Raw genomic sequence first — 16,360 nt, forward strand, 5'->3', positions numbered from 1 at the left:
CACGCCGGGGGGAAAGGAAGAACAACGGAAAACAAGGAGATTCCCCCCACTTTCCCCCCCCCCCCCTCCCTCTCCCCCCCCCCCCCCCCCCGAGCCCCCCCCCCCCCCCCCCCCCCCCCCCCCCCCCCCCCCCCCCGCCGTGTGGGGAGTGGGGGAGCGCTACTCCTTGGACAGGCCCGCGCCCCGGCCCAGCGCCCGCTGCCGGATCAGGCCGATCGCCGTCAGCACCACGCCGAAGCCGCCGGTGAACAGCAGCTGGATGCGCTGGTTCTCATCGCGCAGCATCAGCAGCAGCACGACGACGATGCCCGCCAGCGCCACCCAGGTCAGGACCGGGAAGGCCCACATCTTCACCACGAGCTTCTCGGGCGCCTCGCGCTCCAGCGTCCGGCGCATCCGCAGCTGGGCGACGGCGATGAAGCCCCACACCACCAGGACGGCCGCGCCGACCATGTTCAGCAGCCACTGGAAGAGCGTGTCGGGCCACAGGAAGCTCAGCACGACCGCGAAGAAGCCGAAGGCGGCGCACAGCAGGACGGCACGGCGCGGCACGCCGCCGCTGACCTTGCCCAGGAAGGCCGGGCCCTGGCCGCGGGAGATGAGCGAGTACGCCATCCGCGAGGAGCCGTAGAGGTTGGCGTTCACCGCGGAGAGCAGGGCGACCAGGATGACGACGTTCATGACCTGGCCCGCCGCCGGGATCTCCAGGTAGTCCAGGACCGCCACGTACGGACCGCTCTTGGCGATGGAGGGGGCGCTCCAGGGGATGACCGTGACGATGACGGCCATCGAGCCGACGTAGAAGAGGGCGATCCGCCACATCGCGGTGCGCACCGCGCGGGCGACGCCGCGGACCGGGTCCTTGGACTCGGCGGCCGCGATGGTCACCGTCTCCAGACCGCCGTAGGCGAACACCGAGGCCAGCAGACCGACCATCAGGCCGTCGACGCCCTTGGGCAGGAAGCCGCCGTCACCGGTGAGGTGGGTGGCGCCGGGCGCGGAAGTGCCGGGCAGCAGGCCGAAGATGGCCAGCACGCCCAGGACCAGGAAGATGCCGATCGCCGCGACCTTCAGGGCGGCGAACCAGAACTCGAACTCACCGAAGTTGCTGACCGCGGCCAGGTTGGTCCCGGTGAAGATCACCATGAAGAGCAGGACCCACATCCAGGGCTCGGAGCCCGGGAACCACTGGACCATGACGTCCGCGGCGCCCATCGCCTCGGCGGCCACCGCCACACACAGCAGCGCGGTGAACATCCAGCCGACCGTGAACCCGGCCCAGGAGCCTATGGAGCGCTCGGCGTGCACGGAGAAGGAGCCGGAGGCCGGATTGGCCGCGGCCATCTCACCGAGCATCCGCATGATCAGCATGACCAGGGCGCCGGAGATGGCGTAGGCCAGCACGATCGAGGGGCCGGCCGCCGCGATGCCCTCGCGCGAGCCGACGAACAGGCCCGCGCCGATCACCCCGCCCAGGGCGATCATCGAGAGGTGGCGCTGCTTGAGCCCGTTGGACAGCGTGGAGCCGCCTTCGGGGCCCGCGCCCGGAGCCGCGTCGGTCTGCTCCCGCGCGGGGGCGGCGGACGAGGGTGTCCGATTCATGTCGTACCTGTCCCAGTAGGTGAGAGCGGAGCAAGGCGTTACTGCGTTCTCCCGGGGCCGCGACCGGTGCGACGGTGCTGCCGGGCCCCCTGGACCCCCGCCGGGGCAGCAGGTCGCGAAGGGCCTGCCGACGGCACAACTCCGGGGTTCTCGGCAAAGCGGGCTCAGTTTGAGTGCCGGTGTCCGCTCAGGGCAACAGTTGTGCAGCGAATGTTCGGTATTCAGACGTGATCGTGACGGTGTGTGTCTGATTCATCGTCGGATGCGACACGGTGTCACCGACGGCGCTGGGGGATTCAGCGCCCGGCGCGGCGCGCGCGGAGTTCCCGGACGCCCGCGACGAGCAGCACCGCGCCGGTCGCCCCGGCCGACCACAGCAGCTGTGGCCGGGCCGTGTCGTCGGTCAGCATCAGCACCAGCACGCCGCCCATGGCGAGCAGCGCCGCCCAGGTCAGATACGGGAACGCCCACATCCGCAGGGTCAGCTTCCCGGGCGCCTCGCGTTCGATACGCGGACGCAGCCGCAGCTGGGAGACCGCGACCAGCCCCCAGACGAACAGCAGCACCGCGCCGACCGCGTTGAGCATGTACAGGAAGACCGAATCCGGCCATTTCAGATTCAGCAGCACGGAGAGGAACCCGAAGGTCACCGACGCCAGCACGGCCCGGCGCGGCACCCCTCCCCCACTCTCAACTTCGTTCGAGCGGGGGGACCCCCATCCGGACACCTTCAGCAGCGCCCGCGGCGCCTCGCCGCGCTCGGCGAGCGAGAAGACCATCCGCGACGAGCCGTAGAGATTGGCGTTCAGCGCGGAGAGCAGCGCCACGAACACCACGATGTTCATGATCTGGCCGGCGCCCGGCACCCCGATGCTGTCCAGCACCGCGACGTACGGGCTCTTGCCCGGCTGCATCGACGACCAGGGCAGCAGCGTCACGATCACCAGCATCGAACCGACGTAGAAGAACAGGATCCGCCACACCGCGCTGCGCACCGCCCGGCCCACCGCACGCGCCGGGTCGTCCGACTCGGCCGCGGCGATGGTGACGACCTCCAGGCCGCCGAACGCGAACACCACCGCGAGGACACCGGAGATCACCCCGCCCCAGCCGTGGGGCAGCAGGCCGCCGTGCCCGGTGAGGTTCGCCAGGCCGACCGGCTCGGTGTCCGGCAGCACGCCGAAGACCGCCAGCAGGCTCAGCGCCAGGAACAGCACGATCGCGGTGACCTTCAGCGCCGCGAACCAGAACTCGAACTCGCCGAAGTTCTTCACCGCGGACAGATTGGCGACGGTGAAGACGATCATGAAGATCAGTACCCAGCCCCACTGCGGCACCGCCGGCACCCAGCCATGGGCGATCTGCGCCGCCCCGGTGGCTTCCACGGCGAGCACCACGACCAGCAGGAACCAGTACAGCCAGCCCACACTGAACCCGGCCCAGCGCCCCAGCGCCCGTTCCGCATGCACCGAGAACGCACCGGAGGCCGGTATCGCCGCCGACATCTCGCCGAGCATCCGCATGACCAGCATCGCCAGCGCGCCCGCGATCAGATACGACAGCACGATCCCCGGGCCGGCCACCGCGATCCCGGCGCCGGAGCCCACGAACAGGCCCGCACCGATCACCCCGCCCAGGCCCAGCATCGTCAGATGGCGCTGCTTGAGCCCCGCGGACAGCGGCTCTTTCGCGCCGGCGCCCGCACCGAGGGCGGGCTCACCGGCTTGGGTCGTTGCGTCGTGCATGGACTCGTACTCTCGCAAGGGCCGAGGCGGCGGGGGCCGCCGGCGCGTTTGGGGGAACTCCACAGGTCACCGCGGGGCGGACCCAGTGTCGCCGCACCTCGCGCGCTACCACAAAACCGGCCTCACGACGCGCCCCCGGCCGTGATGAGCATCACGTGACCTGCAAAGACGCCACACGCCCCAACGGGCCCGGGCAGGGTAGGAGTTGTTCGGAACTCTCCAAGCGGGCCGCTACGGCTTTGTCGCCGCTACACGATGATCGCCGGCCGTCCGCTGGACTAACGTCATCGCGTCCCGTCCCATATCCGTCCTCACACTCGCGGAGTTCCGATGAGCACTGCCGCTCTCCACCGTCCCGGCGCCGTCCTCGCCGATCTGCTGCCGGCCGCCACCGCGTCCCGCGCCCGCGTCCGCGACGCCGCGCTGGTGCTCGGCGGAGCCGCGCTCACCGGCGTCGCGGCCCAGATCGCCGTCCCGGTCCCCGGCTCCCCGGTCCCGGTCACCGGCCAGACCTTCGCCGCCCTGCTGGTCGGCGCCTCCCTCGGGGCGGGCCGCGGTCTGCTGTCGCTGGCGCTGTACGCCCTGGCGGGGATCGCGGGCATGCCGTGGTTCGCCGGCGGTGCCTCGGGCGCCGGCGGTGCCACCTTCGGCTACATCGTGGGCATGCTGCTGGCCGCCACCGTCGTCGGCGCGCTGGCCCGCCGCGGCGGCGACCGCGGAGTGCTGCGCACCGCCGCCACCATGGCCGCCGGAACGGCCCTGATCTACGCCGTCGGCGTCCCCTACCTGGCGCTGAGCACCGGAATGTCCCTCGGCGAGGCGGTCGCCGCCGGCATGGTCCCGTTCCTCATCGGCGACGCCCTCAAGGCCGCGCTGGCGATGGGCGCGCTGCCCACGGCCTGGAAGCTGGCGGGACGCCGCTGATTTTGCGGCTAAACCTCCCCCAGCTACCGCTGGGAGGTACCCCCAGCCGCTCTCGCGGAGGTGGTTGATCGCCGTGGGGGTCCTCAATTGATGGTTGAGGTGCCCGATACGAAGAGGGCGGGGCCCGCACCGATCGGTGCGGGCCCCGCCCTCTTCTCTGCCGTCGTACGGCGCTACACGCGCTCGGCCTCGACCGCGTCCCGCTCCCGCGGGCGGCGGCGGTCCAGGATCAGTCCGACCGCCAGCACCACCACGGCCGCGACCACCGACAGCACCATCTGCTTGCGGCCGTCCGGGTCGTAGAACATGTAGCCGATGACGAAGAGGATCAGCCCGATCGTCGCGTACGTCAGCCACGGGTACAGCCACATCCGCACCGTCAGCCGCTCCGGCGTCTCCCGCTCGATGGTCCGGCGCATCCGCAGCTGCGAGAAGCAGATGACCAGCCAGACGAACAGCGCCACCGCGCCGGACGAATTCAGCAGGAACTCGAAGATGGTGTCCTTCGAGGTGTAGCTGAAGATCGTCGCGATGAAACCGAAGGCGACCGAGGCCCAGGTCGCGACCGCCGGGACGCCGCCCTTGTTGACGGTGGCGAACGACTTCGGCGCATCGCCGCGCTGGCCGAGCGAGAACGCCATCCGGGAGGCGGTGTAGAGCCCGGAGTTCAGACACGACAGCACCGCGGTCAGCACCACGACGTCCATCACGGTCCCCGCGTAGGGGATGTCCAGCGACTCCAGCACGGCCACGTACGGGCTCTTCGCCACCGCCTTGGAGTCCCACGGCAGCAGCGTCACGATCACCGCGATCGAGCCGAGGTAGAAGAGCGCGATCCGCCAGATGACGCTGTTCACGGCCTTGCGCACGGCCTGCACCGGGTTGGGCGACTCGCTCGCCGCCAGCGTGACGATCTCGCTGCCCATGAAGGAGAAGACCACCAGCAGCATGCCGGAGAGGACCGCCCCCGGACCGTTCGGCAGGAAGCCGCCGTGCCCGGTCAGATTCTCCGTGCCGACCGGGGAACCGCCCGGCGGCAGCCCGAATATCGCCAGCGCGCCGACCACGATGAAGACGACGATCGCGACGACCTTGATCCCGGCGAACCAGAACTCGAACTCACCGAACGAGCCGACCGAGACCAGGTTGGTGCCGGTCAGCACGATCATCACCAGCAGCGCCCAGGCCCACTGCGGGACGGCCGGCACCCAGCCGGTGAGGATCGCGGCGGCCGCGGTCGCCTCGACGGCCAGCACGACCGACCAGAAGAACCAGTACAGCCAGCCGATCGTGAAACCGGCCCAGCGGCCCATCGCCCGGTCCGCGTAGGCGGAGAACGACCCCGAGGTGGGAGAGGCCGCGGCCATCTCACCCAGCATCCGCATCACGAGCACGACCAGCAGGCCGGTCAGCGCGTACGAGAGCAGGATGCCAGGACCGGCGGCCGCGATCCCGGCGCCGGAGCCGACGAACAGTCCGGCGCCGATGACCCCGCCGATGGCGATCATCGACAGATGGCGGTTCTTGAGTCCTGCTTGCAGCCCGTCCTGTGACTGCCCCCCGGTCACGCCGCTGCCGGGGTCACCGGCAGTGGGGACCACTTTGGTGGTAGGCGGGTGCGCGCCCATGTGCACCGTCCTTCGTGGTTCTCGGATGGATCCCTCGCATTAGATCTTCGTTAACCGTGGATTGGAAGGTCTGCGGCCGGATTGTTGTGTGAAACCCTGGATGGTTACGCGATGCGCTTGCGTACAGAAGGCGCGGGGTGGCTTTCTGTACAGGGCCGCTGGGCAGACCCAGCCGCGCCTACCCGGCGGCGGCCGTGTCACACTCATCGCATGCGCGTGTACCTCGGTTCCGACCATGCCGGTTTTGACCTCAAGAACCACCTCGTCGAGTGGCTCAAGGCCCATGGCCACGAGCCCGTCGACTGCGGTCCCCACATCTACGACGCCCAGGACGACTACCCGCCGTTCTGCCTGCGCGCCGCGGAGAAGACCGCCGCCGACCCGGACAGCCTCGGCATCGTGATCGGCGGCTCCGGCAACGGCGAGCAGATCGCCGCCAACAAGGTCAAGGGCGTCCGGGCCGCGCTGGCCTGGAGCGAGGAGACCGCCAAGCTCGGCCGCGAGCACAACAACGCCAACGTCATCTCCGTGGGCGGCCGGATGCACACCGAGGAAGAGGCGACCAAGTTCATCGAGATCTTCCTCGCCACCCCTTACTCGGGTGAGGAGCGGCACACCCGCCGGATCGAGATGCTCTCGGCCTACGAGACCACCGGCGAGCTGCCCGCCATCCCGGCCCACCACCCGCAGGGCTGACCCCCGTTCATCCCGTCGCCCGCCCGCCCCGGCCGCCGGGGCGGGCGGGCGCGCCCACTGGAGGACCTCCGTGCCCGAGGGGCATACGATCCACCGCCTCGCCCTGGACCACCGCTCCCGCTTCGAGGGCGAACCGGTCCGGGTGAGCAGTCCGCAGGGCAAGTTCGCGGACGGTGCGGCGCTCGTCGACAGCCAGGTCATGACGACCGCCGAGGCACACGGCAAACACCTCTTCCTCGGCTTCGGCCGGGACCGCTGGGTCCACGTCCACCTCGGCCTGTTCGGCAAGCTCGGCTTCGGCACGGCCCCCGCCCCGCCGCCCACCGACACGGTGCGCCTGCGGCTGGCGAACCCCACCGCGTACGCCGATCTCCGCGGCCCCACCACCTGCGCGCTGATCACCGACGCCGAGAAGACCGCGATACACGACCGGCTGGGCCCCGACCCGCTGCGCCCCGAGGACGACGGCAGCCGCGCCTGGCAGCGGATCTCGCGCAGCCGGACGACGATCGCGGCGCTGCTGCTGGACCAGAAGATCATCGCCGGCGTCGGCAACGTCTACCGCGCCGAGGTCCTCTTCCGTCACCGGATCGACCCCTACCGCGCCGGCCGTGACCTCACCCGCGCCGAATGGGACGCCCTCTGGGCCGACTTGGTGTTCCTGATGGCCGAGGGCGTCCGGCACAACCGGATCGACACCGTCCGCCCGGAGCATCTGCCGGAGGCCATGGGCCGCCCGCCCCGGGTCGACGACCACGGAGGCGAGGTCTACGTCTACCGCCGCGCCCACCAGGGCTGCCACATCTGCGGCAGCGAGATCCGCACCGCCGGCCTCGCCGCCCGCAACCTCTTCTGGTGCCCGGGCTGTCAGCCGGGCACCGGCGGCGGCTGACGGTCCCGTCGCCCTGGCGGCCGCACCGGACGGGAAGCCTCAGAACCCGTGCGGCAACCAGGGCGCCACATCCGACCCGAACGCCACCGAAGCCGCCGCCAGCGCACCGGGCCGCAGCTCCCGGACGGCGCCCGCCGCGGCCAGTGACACCAGGGTGAACCCGCCCAGATACGCCGACCCCAGCTCCCGTACGGACAGCGCCAGCTCAGCCGGGTCCGTGGTCCGCGCACAGACCGCGCCCGTCCTGTCGCCGGTCAGCCGCCAGCGCCCCTCGTTCCACGGGCAGAACGGGTCCGCGACCTCCAGCACCACATCCACCGGTGTCCGGTACGTCCGCGCCGCCAGCGCCGCGCCCACCTCCACCGGCCGGACGAACAGCGACTCCCGCAGCACGGCACCGCACCGCCGCAGATCCCCGACCAGATGCGGCAGCGCATCGTCCACCGGCCGGGTGCGCACCGACACCGACGACGTCAGATCGATCCCGAAGAGAAAGCGCCACAGCGCCGCGTACACCACCGGATCCAGCGCCTCCACGTGCCGCACCCGCACCACGCCCGCCGGTCCGGCGTCCTCCCAGACCGCCTTGACCGCATAGCGCGCATAGCCCCGCACCTCGCCGTCCACCTCGGCCAGCACGCACTGGAGCTCCCCGGCCCCCGCCCGCTCGCCCGGCGGGTCCAGCGCCGCGAGCCGGTCCCATCCGGGCCGCCGCGCCAGCATCCCCGGCCGGGCGGGCACCAGCCGGGCGTAGACCCGCTCGCACTCCGCCACCGCGGCCGCCGGATCCACCAGCCGCAGCCGCACCTCGTCCACGCCGGGCAGTTCGGGGGCGGCCAGCCGGACGGTGTCCACGGTCAGCTGCATGTCCAGGGCCGCCGCACCGTAGCCGAACCGGCCGTAGATCGCCGGCTCCGAGGCCGTCAGCACCGCCAGCGGCTCCCCGCGCTCCCGGACGTCCGCCAACTGGTGCCGCATCATGGCCCGCAGCAGTCCGCGGCGGCGGTGCGTCGGCTGCACACTGACCATCGTGACCCCGGCCGCCGGTACTTCGGCGCCGCCCGGCACGGTGAGGCCGAAGGAGAACGCCCCCGCCGTGGCGACACAGTCCGCGCCGTCCCAGACGCCGAACGAGCGGCCCGTCTCCGTGAGCTCCCGCCGGAGGGCCCGCTGCTCAGGGCTCGGGGGCGGCTCGCCGAACGCCCGGTTCAGCGTGTCCGACCAGGCGTCCCATTCGGCGTCCCGCAACATCCGTAATTCCGTGGCCATACAACATCCCTAGCGCACGCTCCACAGCGGCGCGACCGCATTTCGAACGGGGTTTCCCAGGAATTTTCCGGGCCGACGTGCGGCGAATCGACGCACCGCCGAACGGGTGGATAAGGTCCCAGAGCGATGACCAGCGGCCAGGGAACGGAAACCCTGACGGCCCGGATGCACAAAGGACTGCACCGGGCCCGCATCGGCGTGCGCAAGGCCGGTGTCGACTACTTCCGCGGCGAGGGCTCCGACCGGTTCGCGCTGGCCGCCCTGCTCATCGCCATACCCGCCATCGCCGCGGGCACACTCTGGTGGCCGGAATGGATCGCCCCGACGGCGCTGGTCCTCCCGGTCATCGCCGGCGGACTGCTGTTGCGGCCGGCCAATCTCCTCGTCCTGTACGGCGCTTCGGCGACCGCGCTGGTCGTCGAGTCCGCGCTGTTCGGCCCGTACGAGGAGGGGCCGGAACGGATCACTCCGGGCACCGTCCTGGTCGTCGCCGCGGTCGGGCTCTTCGGGCTGCTCATCGCGCAGTTCCGCAGCCGGGTCGGGGTGCCCTGGCGGCGCGGCGGCACCATGCTCTTCGACCTGCGCGAACGCATCCGCGTCCAGAGCAAGCTGCCCAAGCTGCCGCAGGGCTGGCACCACGAGATGGCGCTGCGCCCGGCCGGCGGACAGTCCTTCTCCGGCGACTTCGTGGTGGCCTCCCGCACCCACGGCGGCACCATCCTCGAAGTGGTGCTGACCGATGTCTCCGGCAAGGGCATGGACGCGGCCTCCCGGGCCCTGCTGCTGTCCGGCGCCTTCGGCGGTCTGCTCGGCTCGCTGCCGCCGCACGGCTTCCTGCCCGCCGCCAACGGCTATCTGCTGCGCCAGGACTGGGACGAGGGGTTCGCGACCTCCATCCACCTCGTCCTCGACCTGGAATCCGGCGACTACGAGCTCCTCTCAGCGGGACATCTGCCGGCCCTCCAGCTGAGCGCCGGCACCGGCCGCTGGGAGGAGAAGTCCGGGGACGGGCCGCTGCTCGGCGTCTACGACGGCGCCCAGTTCCACCCGGTCAAGGGCACCTTGCGGACCGGCGACGTGCTGATGCTGTTCACCGACGGCCTGGTCGAGGCCGCCGACCGCGATATCGCGGAGGGCATCGACCGGCTGACCGGCGAGGCCGACCGCTATGTCACCGGCGGCTTCGCGGGCGCCGCCTGGCATCTGATCGAGGCCGTCGCCAAGGACGTCAACGACGACCGGGCGCTGCTGCTCATCTGCCGGGACACGTAACGGGGACGGCGCCGGAGCGTAACGGGGACGGCGCCGGAGCGTAACGGGGACGGCGCCGGAGGGGGCCGCGGCCCGTCGGCCGCTCTCCCCGAGGGCGTACTTCAGCCGTTTCCGCGGCCGTTCCCAGCGCGCCGCGGGGGCCGGTGCGCCGCCCCCCGGCATGGCGTGAACCGACCGTGTCGAGCTCCGGCCGGAAAGCACGGGCTCTCAGGCGCTGACGCGGGCCCGTGCCGTATCGGCCGGGTCCTTCCGGAACGCCCAGGCCATCGTCGGCTCCATGGCGAAGCGGAACACCCGGCGGACCGGCGGGGTGCACAGGGCCGTCACGATGCCGCCCGCGATCAGCGTCACCGCGATCTCGCCGAGCGGGGTGTGCAGCCAGGCGTAGTCGTCGAACCAGCCCCAGAACCGCGAGCCCTTGGCAAGGAAGCCGTGCAGCAGATAGCCGTAGAGGGTTCCCGCGCCCAGCACCGTGAACCAGGTCTGCCGCGTCGGCACCCAGGCGAAGAAGCAGGCCACCATCACCATCGAGCAGCCGAAGAGCGCGAGCGTCATCACCGCGCCGATCCACCAGGTGGTGCCCAGCTCCTGGGCGCTGTCCCGGTGGTAGAACCACGCCGAGGACATCCGGGGCGCCGCCCAGTAGGCCATCACCAGCGCCGCGGCGAAGACGGGCAGCGAGGCGATCCGCACCGCCCGCCGCTGCACCAGCTTGAAGTGCTCAGGACGCAGCGCCAGCCCCAGGACGAAGAACGGCAGGAACTGGAGCACCCGCTGGAGGTCCAGATCGTCGCCGATGTCCGGTGACACGGAGGCGAGTACGGCGATGGCCACCGCGAGCGGAATCGGCCAGCGCACGACCTGCCACAGCGGGGTGGTCAGCCGCCAGATGAACAGGGCCACCAGGAACCACGTCAGGAACCACGGGTCGAGCAGGCTGATGGGGTGCCCGGGATCGTCGTCCGCCCAGCGCTTGAAGAAGGCATAGGCGGTCTCGAAGAGGATGTAGGGGACCGCGACCCCCGTGACCAGCCGCTGCAACCGGTCCTTGCGCATGTCGAAGCTGCGCGAGAAGTAACCGGAAATGATGATGAAGGCCGGCATGTGGAAGGTGTAGACGGTCATGTAGAACGCCTCGGCCGCCCGGCTCTTGTCGGTCAGCGGCTCCCACGCGTGCCCCATCGCCACCAGCACGATGGCCAGGTACTTCGCGTTGTCGAAGAACGGGTTACGGCCACCGGTCTTCGGGGCGGGCGCCGCCGCGCCCTCCGGCACACCGGACGGCTGAGCCGTGGGCCCGGTCCGGTCCGTACCCGCCGCCCGCTGGGCAGGGGGCAGGGCGCGTCGGGGTGTCGGGGCAGCGGGAAACATTTGAGGCACGATAGCGGCGGTCGGCGGGCGCGTAAAACCGTGTGTGGCCCCTTCGTTATTTCGTTGGGTGCCGTTCCGGAGAGCGCCCGGATAAAATCCGCAATCACCGGGGCAGAACCTCCGCTACACTGCCCGATTCGCCCCCTTTCATCCCTCCAAATCGGGCCGTATCCCCCGCAAACGACTCTGGGGGAATGTCCCATTCCTTAGTCTTATGTCCGAACGCTAATAAGCCTTCGAAGCGGCCCGTAAAGCAGTGACGGATGCCACGAATTCCCTATTCCCGCGGCCTTGGAAAATGATCAGAATGCCGCGGAGGAATGATCGGCAGAAATTACCGACGAAGTGTCAGGCCGGGGAAATTCCCCGGCCCCGTGCCGACTGCGTCCCGGCTCCACGCGGCCCCGCACCGCCGCCCGCTCGCCACCTGTACGTCACCCCGCGGTAACCCCCCGGCCACCAGCGGCCGGAATCGGGCAAAGCGTTGGCCGATGATTCGTCACCGGCCTGCGATGGGCATGGAGTTGGTGGCACGATGAGTGCAGGGGGGTGTGCGCGGCATGCCCCCGGGCCGGTGAGGCGTTCCGACCGAGGGTGTGATCAGTTGTGGCTCTTTCGCTGTCAGTTGTGCTGCTGTTGGGGATCATCATGATCGTGCTGATCAGGGGGAAGTCGCTCAAGGGGGGCCCGGCGCTCGTCGCCATACTGTTCGGCTTCTTCCTCGCCTCCACGGGCGTGGCGCCGTCGATCAACAAGTTCCTCAACTCCCTGGCGGACACCATCAACCACATCACCTTCTAGGTGGTCCGCCGGCCCTCCGCCAGGCGCCTCTCACATATCCCGCCCTACGGGGTCTCGCCCCCGGCCCGCGCCACCGCCTCGCGTACGGCGTCCTCGCTGCGTCCGACCAGCGCCGAGCCGTCGTCCGCGGTGATGATCGGCCGCTGGATCAGCCGGGGGTGTGCGGCCAGCGCCGCGATCCACCGCTCACGCGCGGCGTCGGTGCGCTCCCAGTCCCCGATCCCCAGCTCCTTGGCCTCGGCCTCCTGGGGCCGGGTGATGTCCCAGGGCTCCAGGCCCAGCCGCGTCAGCACGTCCCGCAGGTCACCGGCGCTCGGCGGGTCCTCCAGGTATTTGCGCACGGTGTAGTGGGTGCCCGCCTCGTCGAGGATCTCCACGGCGGAACGGCACTTGGAACACGCGGGATTGAGCCAGATCTCCATGCGGCCCACCTTATTGACCCGCGGCCGCGGAGCGAAGAGGTGTGCCGGCATCCGGCGGCGCGCTCCGGAAACGCTCCGGAAACGGAAAACCCCAGGCCGGCCGGCCTGGGGTTTCCTCATGCGAGCGGGCGACGGGAATCGAACCCGCGTAGCCAGTTTGGAAGACTGGGGCTCTACCATTGAGCTACGCCCGCGCAAGCGCCACAGGTCGCACGGACCTCGGCACGCAGTGCATCCTAGCGGGTCGCGGCGGTGCGCCGCACATCCCTTCCCGAGGACGGTGCGCGTCGCCGCGTACGCCCCCATGTCCCGCCACCGCACGCCCCGATAACTGGCAGCCGGAGCGCCGTCGGCCATGTACCCTACGTGTCGCACCGACGGGGTGTGGCGCAGCTTGGTAGCGCGTCCGCTTTGGGAGCGGAAGGTCGTCGGTTCGAATCCGGCCACCCCGACCAGTAGACAGGCGTGCCCGACGGCACCGTCGGGCACCACCCCGGCCCACTCCCGCGCCGCCGCACGATCGGCCGCTGTTCAAGATCGCGTTGTGGGCGTCATCCTCCTTGCGGTTACTATGCAAGCTGCGTGCCCGTGTGTCTGTGTACCGGGCGTGATCGGCCGGTACCGGAACAGCCGGATACGGGAAGATCTCAAGCAGAACCCCAGAAGTCAGCCCCAAGGAGACCGAACCGTGAAGAGCGCCGTGGAGACCCTGAACCCGACTCGGGTTCGGCTCACTGTCGAGGTGCCCTTCGAGGAGCTCAAGCCCAGCCTCGACGCGGCGTACAAGAAGATCAACCAGCAGGTCACGGTGAAGGGCTTCCGCCAGGGCAAGATCCCGGCGCGCGTCATCGACCAGCGGTTCGGCCGCGGTGCCGTGCTGGAGGAGGCCGTCAACGACGCGCTCCCGAAGTTCTACACCGAGGCGGTCAACGAGGGTGAGCTCAACGTCCTCGGCCAGCCCGAGGTCGACATCACCGAGCTGAAGGACGGCGAGCTGCTGGCCTTCACCGCCGAGGTCGACATCCGTCCCGCCCTTGAGATCCCGGACTACTCCGGCATCGAGGTCGAGGTCGACGCCGTGGAGGTGTCGGACGAGGACATCGACAAGTCCGTCGAGCAGCTGCGGGAGCGTTTCGCCACGACCTCCCCGGTCGAGCGCGCCGCCCAGGACGGCGACGTCCTGACGCTGAACCTCGAGGCCAAGGTGGACGGCGAGGTCCTGGAGGACGGTGTCGCCGAGGGCGTCACCTACACCGTCGGCTCCGGTGAGCTCCTCGACGGCATCGACGAGGCCGTCACCGGCGTCGCGGCCGGCGGCGAGGCCACCTTCACCTCCGAGCTCAAGGGCGGCTCCGCCGAGGGCAAGGAGGCCGAGGTCAAGGTCGAGGTCACCGAGGTCAAGTCCCGCGAACTGCCCGAGCTGGACGACGACTTCGCGCAGCTGGCGAGCGAGTTCGACACCCTCGAGGAGCTGCGCGCGGACAGCCGCAAGCGCCTTGAGCAGATGAAGAAGTACGACCAGGCCACCCAGGCGCAGGAGAAGGTCCTGGACGAGCTGCTCAAGCTCGTCGAGGTGCCGATGCCGGAGAAGCTGCTCGCGGACGAGATCGAGACCCGCAAGCACAACCTGGTCAACCACCAGCTCGGCCAGATGGGCCTCGACCTCGCGAAGTACCTGGAGATCCAGGGCAAGAGCGAGGAGGAGTTCGACGCCGAGACCAAGGAGCAGGCCGAGAAGGGCATCAAGACCCAGTTCATCCTGGACGAGCTGGTCAACAAGGAGAAGCTGAACGTCAGCCAGGAGGAGCTCACCGAGCACCTCATGCGCCGCGCGCAGTCCTCCGGCATGTCCCCCGACCAGTTCGCCCAGGCCGTTGTCGAGGGCGGCCAGGTGCCGATGCTCGTCGGTGAGGTCGCCCGCGGCAAGGCCCTCGCGGTCGTCGTCGAGGCCGCCACGGTCAAGGACAGCAACGGCGAGGTCATCGACCTCGACGACGAGGACGAGACCGCCGAGACCGTCGTCGCCGAGGCCGAGGGCACCGAGGTCGAGGCCGCCGACGAGAAGCCCGAGGCCTGAGCCCCGGTCGCCTCGCGCGAAGACCGCTGATTACGGGCCCGAACACGCACGTCCGCGTGTTCGGGCCCGTACTCGTACCGGGCCGGTGAGCCTGCGCTCACAGCGAACAGTTATCGATGCGGGATGGCGTTGTCCGACCTGCGCGTTAGGGTCCGTAGATACGAGGGCAGGGGAGTCCCTGAAACCGCGCCGGGGCGACACACGGCGCCGATCCCCGCGCCCCAGAAGACGACGCTGAGACGGCCTGGAGCCGTCCGACAACGAGCAGGTGGACACGTGACGATCCCGATGCCTTCCGCCGCCGCTGAGCCGACCTTCGGTGGCCTCGGCGACCAGGTCTACAACCGGCTGCTCGGCGAGCGGATCATCTTCCTCGGCCAGCCGGTCGACGACGACATCGCCAACAAGATCACCGCGCAGCTGCTTCTCCTCGCCGCGGACCCGGACAAGGACATCTTCCTCTACATCAACTCCCCGGGCGGCTCGATCTCGGCCGGCTTGGCGATCTACGACACCATGCAGTACATCAAGAACGACGTGGTGACGATCGCGATGGGCCTCGCCGCCTCCATGGGACAGTTCCTGCTGAGCGCCGGCACCCCGGGCAAGCGCTTCGCGCTGCCGAATGCCGAGATCCTCATCCACCAGCCCTCCGCGGGTCTGGCCGGCTCCGCGTCCGACATCAAGATCCACGCCGAGCGGCTGCTGCACACCAAGAAGCGGATGGCGGAGCTGACGGCCTTCCACACCGGTCAGACCGTCGAGCGGATCACCCAGGACTCCGACCGCGACCGCTGGTTCTCCGCCGATGAGGCCAAGGAATACGGCCTGATCGACGATGTCATGACCTCCGCCGCCGGCGTTCCGGGCGGGGGCGGCACGGGCGCCTGAGCCCCGTACCACTCGCCCTTCAGCCCCCAGCCCACTTGATCGCCACCAGGACGGTGAACACCACGATGAACAACTTCCCCGGCAGCGGCCTCTACCAGGGCGCCGAGTCCGAGTTTTCCGGCCCGCGCGCCGAGTCCCGCTACATCGTCCCGCGCTTCGTCGAGCGCACCTCGCAGGGTGTGCGCGAGTACGACCCGTACGCGAAGCTGTTCGAGGAGCGCGTGATCTTCCTCGGCGTGCAGATCGATGACGCGTCGGCCAACGACGTCATGGCGCAGCTGCTGTGCCTGGAGTCGATGGACCCGGACCGGGACATCTCGATCTACATCAACTCCCCGGGCGGTTCCTTCACGGCGCTCACCGCCATTTACGACACGATGCAGTTCGTGAAGCCGGACATCCAGACGGTCTGCATGGGCCAGGCGGCCTCCGCCGCGGCCGTGCTGCTCGCCGCCGGCACCCCCGGCAAGCGGATGGCGCTGCCGAACGCCCGGGTCCTGATCCACCAGCCCTACAGCGAGACCGGCCGCGGCCAGGTCTCCGACCTGGAGATCGCCGCCAACGAGATCCTGCGGATGCGTTCGCAGCTGGAGGAGCTGCTGGCCAAGCACTCCACCACCCCGATCGAGAAGATCCGGGACGATATCGAGCGTGACAAGATCCTGACCGCCGAGGAGTCCCTGGCGTACGGTCTGGTCGACCAGATCGTCTCGACGCGGAAGTCGTCGGTCTCGATCGGCTAGCGATCTTTCGCGAAATGAGCCGGAGCG

14 protein-coding genes and 2 tRNA genes are annotated in these 16,360 nt (G+C 70.1%); 9 read left to right on the forward strand and 7 right to left on the reverse strand.

Going from position 1 to position 16,360, the window contains the following annotated elements; genetic code table 11:
* Positions 1 to 159: 159 nt before the first annotated feature.
* Both ACZ4XD_RS27440 and ACZ4XD_RS27445 read right to left on the reverse strand, forming a co-directional pair.
* The gene (locus tag ACZ4XD_RS27440) at positions 160 to 1,602 is read right to left on the reverse strand and encodes an amino acid permease (RefSeq protein ID WP_468046387.1); all 1,443 of its coding nucleotides are present in this window, start codon (positions 1,600 to 1,602) and stop codon (positions 160 to 162) included.
* 296 nt (positions 1,603 to 1,898) lie between these two features.
* The gene (locus tag ACZ4XD_RS27445) at positions 1,899 to 3,347 is read right to left on the reverse strand and encodes an amino acid permease (RefSeq protein WP_468046389.1); all 1,449 of its coding nucleotides are present in this window, start codon (positions 3,345 to 3,347) and stop codon (positions 1,899 to 1,901) included.
* A gap of 330 nt (positions 3,348 to 3,677) precedes the next feature.
* Between ACZ4XD_RS27445 and ACZ4XD_RS27450 the strand changes: the two genes are divergently transcribed.
* Positions 3,678 to 4,271 carry a biotin transporter BioY gene (locus ACZ4XD_RS27450; RefSeq protein WP_468046391.1) on the forward strand — a complete coding sequence of 198 codons (594 nt, stop codon included), beginning with the start codon at positions 3,678 to 3,680 and terminating at the stop codon, positions 4,269 to 4,271.
* A gap of 173 nt (positions 4,272 to 4,444) precedes the next feature.
* On the opposite strand, the gene ACZ4XD_RS27455 is transcribed toward ACZ4XD_RS27450, so the two are convergent.
* Positions 4,445 to 5,899 (reverse strand): amino acid permease, encoded by a 1,455-nt coding sequence (locus ACZ4XD_RS27455; RefSeq protein WP_468046393.1) that lies wholly within the window; start codon positions 5,897 to 5,899, stop codon positions 4,445 to 4,447.
* Between the two features lie 210 nt (positions 5,900 to 6,109).
* On the opposite strand from ACZ4XD_RS27455, the gene ACZ4XD_RS27460 reads away from it, so the two are divergent.
* On the forward strand, positions 6,110 to 6,595 hold the full coding sequence (locus ACZ4XD_RS27460; protein ID WP_042154804.1) for a ribose-5-phosphate isomerase: 486 nt from the start codon (positions 6,110 to 6,112) through the stop codon (positions 6,593 to 6,595).
* A 70-nt stretch (positions 6,596 to 6,665) separates the two neighbouring features.
* Positions 6,666 to 7,487 (forward strand): Fpg/Nei family DNA glycosylase, encoded by an 822-nt coding sequence (locus ACZ4XD_RS27465; protein WP_468046395.1) that lies wholly within the window; start codon positions 6,666 to 6,668, stop codon positions 7,485 to 7,487.
* 39 nt (positions 7,488 to 7,526) lie between these two features.
* On the opposite strand, the gene ACZ4XD_RS27470 is transcribed toward ACZ4XD_RS27465, so the two are convergent.
* Positions 7,527 to 8,756, reverse strand: coding sequence for a GNAT family N-acetyltransferase (locus tag ACZ4XD_RS27470; protein ID WP_468046397.1), 1,230 nt, complete (start codon positions 8,754 to 8,756; stop codon positions 7,527 to 7,529).
* 126 nt (positions 8,757 to 8,882) lie between these two features.
* Between ACZ4XD_RS27470 and ACZ4XD_RS27475 the strand changes: the two genes are divergently transcribed.
* Positions 8,883 to 10,028 (forward strand): SpoIIE family protein phosphatase, encoded by a 1,146-nt coding sequence (locus tag ACZ4XD_RS27475; protein WP_468046399.1) that lies wholly within the window; start codon positions 8,883 to 8,885, stop codon positions 10,026 to 10,028.
* A 207-nt stretch (positions 10,029 to 10,235) separates the two neighbouring features.
* Here ACZ4XD_RS27475 and ACZ4XD_RS27480 read toward each other — a convergent pair whose 3' ends face one another.
* Complete coding sequence (locus ACZ4XD_RS27480) at positions 10,236 to 11,399, reverse strand: acyltransferase family protein (RefSeq protein ID WP_468046401.1); 1,164 nt, start codon at positions 11,397 to 11,399, stop codon at positions 10,236 to 10,238.
* 606 nt (positions 11,400 to 12,005) lie between these two features.
* On the opposite strand from ACZ4XD_RS27480, the gene ACZ4XD_RS27485 reads away from it, so the two are divergent.
* Positions 12,006 to 12,200 (forward strand): hypothetical protein, encoded by a 195-nt coding sequence (locus ACZ4XD_RS27485; protein WP_026169395.1) that lies wholly within the window; start codon positions 12,006 to 12,008, stop codon positions 12,198 to 12,200.
* A gap of 44 nt (positions 12,201 to 12,244) precedes the next feature.
* Here the strand turns inward: ACZ4XD_RS27485 and ACZ4XD_RS27490 are convergent, their stop codons facing one another.
* Entirely contained in the window at positions 12,245 to 12,622 is a 378-nt protein-coding gene (locus tag ACZ4XD_RS27490) for an arsenate reductase family protein (RefSeq protein WP_468046404.1), read from the reverse strand.
* A 123-nt stretch (positions 12,623 to 12,745) separates the two neighbouring features.
* Positions 12,746 to 12,816, reverse strand: a tRNA-Gly gene (locus ACZ4XD_RS27495).
* 184 nt (positions 12,817 to 13,000) lie between these two features.
* On the opposite strand from ACZ4XD_RS27495, the gene ACZ4XD_RS27500 reads away from it, so the two are divergent.
* The 4 genes from ACZ4XD_RS27500 (at position 13,001) to ACZ4XD_RS27515 (ending at position 16,333) form a co-directional block, all read left to right on the forward strand.
* Positions 13,001 to 13,077: transfer RNA gene (locus ACZ4XD_RS27500), tRNA-Pro, on the forward strand.
* 233 nt (positions 13,078 to 13,310) lie between these two features.
* Positions 13,311 to 14,699, forward strand: coding sequence for a trigger factor (gene tig, locus ACZ4XD_RS27505; protein WP_468046406.1), 1,389 nt, complete (start codon positions 13,311 to 13,313; stop codon positions 14,697 to 14,699).
* A 288-nt stretch (positions 14,700 to 14,987) separates the two neighbouring features.
* A complete protein-coding gene (locus ACZ4XD_RS27510) occupies positions 14,988 to 15,590 on the forward strand; it encodes an ATP-dependent Clp protease proteolytic subunit (protein ID WP_030283915.1) in 603 nt (200 codons plus the stop codon).
* Between the two features lie 65 nt (positions 15,591 to 15,655).
* Positions 15,656 to 16,333, forward strand: coding sequence for an ATP-dependent Clp protease proteolytic subunit (locus ACZ4XD_RS27515; protein ID WP_468046498.1), 678 nt, complete (start codon positions 15,656 to 15,658; stop codon positions 16,331 to 16,333).
* Positions 16,334 to 16,360 lie beyond the last annotated feature (27 nt).

The sequence above is a fragment of the Streptomyces sp. NPDC029466 genome, from assembly GCF_055574515.1.

Bases quoted from the DNA above. Each gene is read 5' to 3' on its own strand.
- ACZ4XD_RS27440 (WP_468046387.1), bottom strand. From the start codon at position 1,602: ATGAATCGGACACCCTCGTCCGCCGCCCCCGCGCGGGAGCAGACCGAC.
- ACZ4XD_RS27445 (WP_468046389.1), bottom strand. From the start codon at position 3,347: ATGCACGACGCAACGACCCAAGCCGGTGAGCCCGCCCTCGGTGCGGGC.
- ACZ4XD_RS27450 (WP_468046391.1), top strand. From the start codon at position 3,678: ATGAGCACTGCCGCTCTCCACCGTCCCGGCGCCGTCCTCGCCGATCTG.
- ACZ4XD_RS27455 (WP_468046393.1), bottom strand. From the start codon at position 5,899: ATGGGCGCGCACCCGCCTACCACCAAAGTGGTCCCCACTGCCGGTGAC.
- ACZ4XD_RS27460 (WP_042154804.1), top strand. From the start codon at position 6,110: ATGCGCGTGTACCTCGGTTCCGACCATGCCGGTTTTGACCTCAAGAAC.
- ACZ4XD_RS27470 (WP_468046397.1), bottom strand. From the start codon at position 8,756: ATGGCCACGGAATTACGGATGTTGCGGGACGCCGAATGGGACGCCTGG.
- ACZ4XD_RS27475 (WP_468046399.1), top strand. From the start codon at position 8,883: ATGACCAGCGGCCAGGGAACGGAAACCCTGACGGCCCGGATGCACAAA.
- ACZ4XD_RS27480 (WP_468046401.1), bottom strand. From the start codon at position 11,399: ATGTTTCCCGCTGCCCCGACACCCCGACGCGCCCTGCCCCCTGCCCAG.
- ACZ4XD_RS27490 (WP_468046404.1), bottom strand. From the start codon at position 12,622: ATGGAGATCTGGCTCAATCCCGCGTGTTCCAAGTGCCGTTCCGCCGTG.
- ACZ4XD_RS27510 (WP_030283915.1), top strand. From the start codon at position 14,988: ATGCCTTCCGCCGCCGCTGAGCCGACCTTCGGTGGCCTCGGCGACCAG.
- ACZ4XD_RS27515 (WP_468046498.1), top strand. From the start codon at position 15,656: ATGAACAACTTCCCCGGCAGCGGCCTCTACCAGGGCGCCGAGTCCGAG.